The sequence below is a fragment of the Salipiger sp. HF18 genome, assembly GCF_011806505.1.
GTDB lineage: Bacteria > Pseudomonadota > Alphaproteobacteria > Rhodobacterales > Rhodobacteraceae > Salipiger > Salipiger thiooxidans.
Map to the genome: position 1 here is coordinate 1 of NZ_JAATOS010000337.1, position 4,399 is coordinate 4,399.

The following is a 4,399-nucleotide window of genomic DNA, read 5'->3' on the forward strand; positions in this document are numbered from 1 at the left end:
GTTACCGAAAGACCGTTGATCATCGGCCAGTGGCGGCGGTCGAAGATCGGGTGGATCGGCAGGTCGGCGGGGTCGATGTGGTCCCAGATCCGCCATTCCCCGACGGTCTCGCCCTTGCGGTTCACCTCGCGCACGATGTCGGACTGCACGATGCCGTCCGCCCCGTCCTTGCGCGGATCGCCCCCCGTCACCCGCGCCGCCTTGTCGGCCGGCAGCTCGGCCGCGACGGTGTAGAGCAGGTTGCCGCCCGGCAGCCATTGCGCATCGTGGTGATGATAGATGTCCTCGTGGCGCCAGACGATCTCGCCCGAGGGCGTTGCCTCGTAGAAGTCGCCGCCGTGCCAGAGGTCCCACGCGGGATAGAGATCGGCCGATGTCGCATGGCTGCCATTGTAGCCCAGATTGCCGTTCGACAGGATCACCGCGTCGCGGCCCGGCCGCACCGGCATGGTCCATTGATGCGCGGTGCGTCCCTCGATGTCGATCATGTCGACCACCCCGCCCCCGGTCTGGCGCGCAAAAAGCGTGTAACCTCCGGCGCTTCGGGCGCGATCCAGTGCGGTCAGGCCAAGTCTCCGTCTTGCAAGAGTAATTTGCGAGGTCATCGCATTCTCCCGTAGTATGCTTGCAGAATCGGGCATCGTCGGTCCTTTCGATGTCGCAAAAACGTTTTAACAAACCGATTACTCCGAATCGGGATCGTTAAAACGATTTAACGTAATTTTCGGCGCCTTTTTCTTGCCACGCGAGAAAAACAGGCGCATTCGCACCAGTAAAGCGCAAGAAACCGGCACCGGGGTCATGAACAAGCAGATCGAAGCAACCCGCCGTCGAGTCACGGTGAAGGACGTCGCCAGGGCGGCGGGCGTTTCTGCGGGCACGGTCTCGAACGCCATCAGCGGCAAGCGCAAGGTCGATCACGAGACGCGGGCGCGGATCGACAAGGCGATCAAGGAGCTGGGCTATGTCCCGAACCTCGCCGCGCGGGGGATGCGGACGGGCCGCGCCAACACCATCGCGATCTTCTCGTCAATGCCCACCGCGGTCGCCGCGGGCTCGGCGCGACTGGGCTTCCTGATGGAGGTCGCGGCCTCGGCGGCGGTGGCGGCGCTCGAGCGCAACGTGGCGCTGGTGCTGGTGCCGCCCATCGAGCACCCCGAGACCGCGCTCGGCACCATCCCCTTCGACGGCGCCATCGTCGTCGAGCCCGAGGTCGACGACCCGTACTGGAAGGTGCTGCGCGACCGCGGCGTGCCCGTCGTCATCATCGGCCCGCCCCCCGAGGCGCCCGCCCCCGCGGTGCGCGTCGACCACGCCACCATCGCGACAATGCTGATCGGGCACCTGCTCGACTGTGGAGCCCGCGAGATCCCCCTGATCGTCGGCCGCAGCCAGCGCCAGTCAAACCGCGTGTTCCGCGAGACCTACGAGGCACGCATGGCGGCCGAGGGACTGCCGGTGCGGGTGATCGAGGTCTCAGAGGCCGAAGGCGAGGTCGGCGCCGAAGCGGCGCTTCTGGCCGAGCTCGACGCGGGCCGGAGCATGGACGGCGTGCTGGCGCCCATCGACTCGATGGCCGCTGGCGCCATGGCGGCGCTGCATGCGCGCGGGCTGCGGGTGCCGCAGGACGTGCGGGTGGTGACGCGTTATGACGGCTTCCGCGCGCGCAGCCAGACCCCTGCCCTGACCGCGCTCAACCTGCGTCTCGACGAGATGGCGCAGCTTGCCACGACGGCGCTGCTGGACCAGCTCGAAGGGATGTCCGAGCCGGTCTACCTCGACGCGCCCGCGCCCGAGCTGGTGGTGCGCGGCTCGACCGTGCCGCGCGACTGATCCGGAATTGCTCCGTTACGCCGCGGCGGAGGCGTAGTCGCGGATCCGCTCGACCATGGCGCGCAGCCCGTTCGAGCGCTGCGAGGACAGGTGCTCGTTCAGCCCCAACCGCCCGAGCTCGGCCCGGGCATCGAGTTTCGTGACCTCAGCGACCGGCACGCCGTCATAGAGCCGGTGCAGAACCGCGATCAGCCCGCGCACGATCATCGCGTCGCTGTCGCCCTGGAAGTGGAACAGCCCGGCCTCGATCTGCGGGTGCAGCCAGACCTGGCTGGCGCAGCCCTCGACCTTTGTGGCGGGCACCTTCAGCGCCTCGGGCAGCGGCTCCATCGCCTTGCCCATTTCGATCACCATGCGGTAGCGGTCCTCCCAGTCCTCGAGAAACTCGAAGTCCTCGACCACCTCTTCGAATGCCGCCTGTGCCATCTTTGTCTCCTGGTTTGGGACCAGAGGTAGGCGGCGCGGGCGCAAAGGTCCAGCCCCGGAACGGGGTGCTTTTCAAGGCTGGCACAATACGATAACTGCAAGAGCAATGCAGGCAGAGGGCAGTGGCGCAATGTTCAAATCTCTATCGTTCGTGATCGTCGCCGGCGTCGTGCTGACGGGCTGCAGCGGCGTGCGCGAGTCGAATCTGAACCCGTTCAACTGGTTCGGCCAGAGCCAGCCGGTTCCGGTCAACACTCAGGCAACGGGCGCGGCCAACCCCCTCATCCCCGCCAAGCGCAATTCCATCGTGTGGGGAGACAACGAAGAGACCTATGCCGGCGCGCCGGTCGAGACCATCTCGGCGCTCTCCATCGAGCGGCGACCGCCAACCGTGCGGGTCCGTTCGAGGTGCGCCTCGTGCCCGACGAGACCGCCACCGATGGCGACACGCTGGCCTACCGCCTGCTCGCGCTGCAATCTGCCGGGCCGGTTTCGGTCCGTCCCGACGCGCGCGAGGTCAAGGCCGCACTCTGGCTGACCGAGCAGCAGCTCGGCGGCATTCGTGAAGTGCAGGTCAGCGGCCGCAGCAACGCGCTGGTCAGCCGCCGCTAGGCCCGGCCCTCCGGGGGCCAGGCCCCCGGGATCAGAGTTCGATCACCTCGACGTCGCGGCCCTTGACCGTCAGCGCCAGCTTGCCGTCGCAAAGCCGCAGCGCATCCTCTCCGAACACCTCGCGGCGCCAGCCGGTCAGCGCCTTCACGTCGCGCATGCCCGCGGCGATGGCGTCGAGATCCGCCGCCGGCGCAATCAGCCGCGCCGCCACGCCCGAGGCTTCGGTCCGGGCCTTCAGCAGCACCCGCAGAAGATCCGCCAGCGCCGGGTTCACCTGCAGCTGGTCACGGTCGTTCTCGGCCTTGGGCAGCTGGTCCTTGGGGCACTCGACCCCCGCGGCCACGGCGGCAAGGATGCCGTCCGCGATCGGGCCCTTGCGGGCTTCGCGCAGCAGCAGGCGCGAGCGGCCGAGGTCTTCCATGGTGACGGGCTTGGTCGAGGCCAGCTCGGTCAGCGCGTCGTCCTTGAACACCCGGTTGCGCGGGATGTTGCGGGACTGGGCGTATTCCTCGCGGAAGGCCGCCAGCGCCTGCACGATGGCGAGGAAACGCGGGCTCGACGAACGCGTCTTGACCCGCTGCCAGGCATCCTCGGGACGGGTGATGTAGGTCTCGGGGTCGGTGAGAACGGCCAGTTCCTCGGCCACCCAGCGGGCACGGCCGGTGCGCTCGAGCTCGGCGGCGAGGTATTCTTAGATCACCCTCAGGTGCGTCACGTCCGCCAGCGCGTATTTCTTCTGCGCCTCGGTCAGCGGCCGCCGCGACCAGTCGGTGAAGCGCGAACTCTTGTCGAGCGCCTGCTTGGCGATGCGCTTGACCAGCGTCTCGTAGCCGACCTGCTCGCCGAAGCCGCAGACCATCGCCGCGACCTGCGTGTCGAACAGCGGATCGGGGATCACGCCGTGGTCGATGAAGAAGATCTCGAGATCCTGCCGCGCCGCGTGGAAGACCTTGACCACCGCGGTGTTGCGAAACAGTTCGAGCAGCGGCTCGAGGTCCAGTCCGTCCACCAGCGGGTCCACCAGCACCGCATTTTCGTCGCCCTTGCCCGGAAACGCCAGTTGGATGAGGCAGAGTTTCGAGTAGTAGGTCCGCTCGCGCAGGAACGCGGTGTCGAAGGTGACATAGGGCGCTTTGGCAGCCGCTTGGCAGAACGCGGCAAGGTCTTCCGTCGTGGTGATGGTCTTCATTTGGGCTCCGGCCGGTCGTACTGTTTGTTGGTTTGCCCTCCTACACCCGCGCGGCGGCGAGAGCAAAGCCACCCTGAACAAAAGCCCGCCACCTGCGGCAGCCTTGCCGGTTTCGGCGGCGAGACCATTACGAACGGTGATGACCTCCCACCCAAACATTCATTTCCGCAATAATCCGGACGCAGCTATATCAGCCTCACCCTTTCAACCCGCTTCGGACGGAGGTTCCGGACATGACGATTCTCGACATCACCCCGGCGCAGGTGCGCCGGGCAGACCGCCCGCGTGCCCAGGGTCTTGGCGCCTGGGCCACCGCAATCGCCCTCGTGGTGCTTCTCG

General features: G+C 67.2%; 3 protein-coding genes and 2 pseudogenes. 2 read left to right on the plus strand and 3 right to left on the minus strand.

Annotated features, from left to right (window positions below; all coding sequences use genetic code 11):
• A pseudogene (locus HC022_RS19920) lies at nucleotides 1-488 on the minus strand (aryl sulfotransferase); the annotation flags it as partial.
• 313 nt (nucleotides 489-801) lie between these two features.
• Here HC022_RS19920 and HC022_RS19925 point away from each other — a divergent pair.
• On the plus strand, nucleotides 802-1,833 hold the full coding sequence (locus HC022_RS19925; RefSeq protein WP_167453584.1) for a LacI family DNA-binding transcriptional regulator: 1,032 nt from the start codon (nucleotides 802-804) through the stop codon (nucleotides 1,831-1,833).
• Nucleotides 1,834-1,848: 15 nt separating this feature from the next.
• Here HC022_RS19925 and HC022_RS19930 read toward each other — a convergent pair whose 3' ends face one another.
• Entirely contained in the window at nucleotides 1,849-2,259 is a 411-nt protein-coding gene (locus tag HC022_RS19930; protein ID WP_008886286.1) for a SufE family protein, read from the minus strand.
• Nucleotides 2,260-2,676: 417 nt separating this feature from the next.
• Here HC022_RS19930 and HC022_RS29380 point away from each other — a divergent pair, with 417 nt between their 5' ends.
• Nucleotides 2,677-2,871 (plus strand): hypothetical protein, encoded by a 195-nt coding sequence (locus HC022_RS29380; RefSeq protein ID WP_254885188.1) that lies wholly within the window; start codon nucleotides 2,677-2,679, stop codon nucleotides 2,869-2,871.
• Between the two features lie 31 nt (nucleotides 2,872-2,902).
• On the opposite strand, the pseudogene rnd reads toward HC022_RS29380, so the two are convergent.
• A pseudogene (gene rnd / locus HC022_RS19940) lies at nucleotides 2,903-4,060 on the minus strand (ribonuclease D).
• Nucleotides 4,061-4,399: the final 339 nt, after the last annotated feature.

What these genes read in the sequence shown, in the direction of transcription:
- HC022_RS19925 (WP_167453584.1), top strand. Translation starts at nt 802, where the DNA reads ATGAACAAGCAGATCGAAGCAACCCGCCGTCGAGTCACGGTGAAGGAC.
- HC022_RS19930 (WP_008886286.1), bottom strand. Translation starts at nt 2,259, where the DNA reads ATGGCACAGGCGGCATTCGAAGAGGTGGTCGAGGACTTCGAGTTTCTC.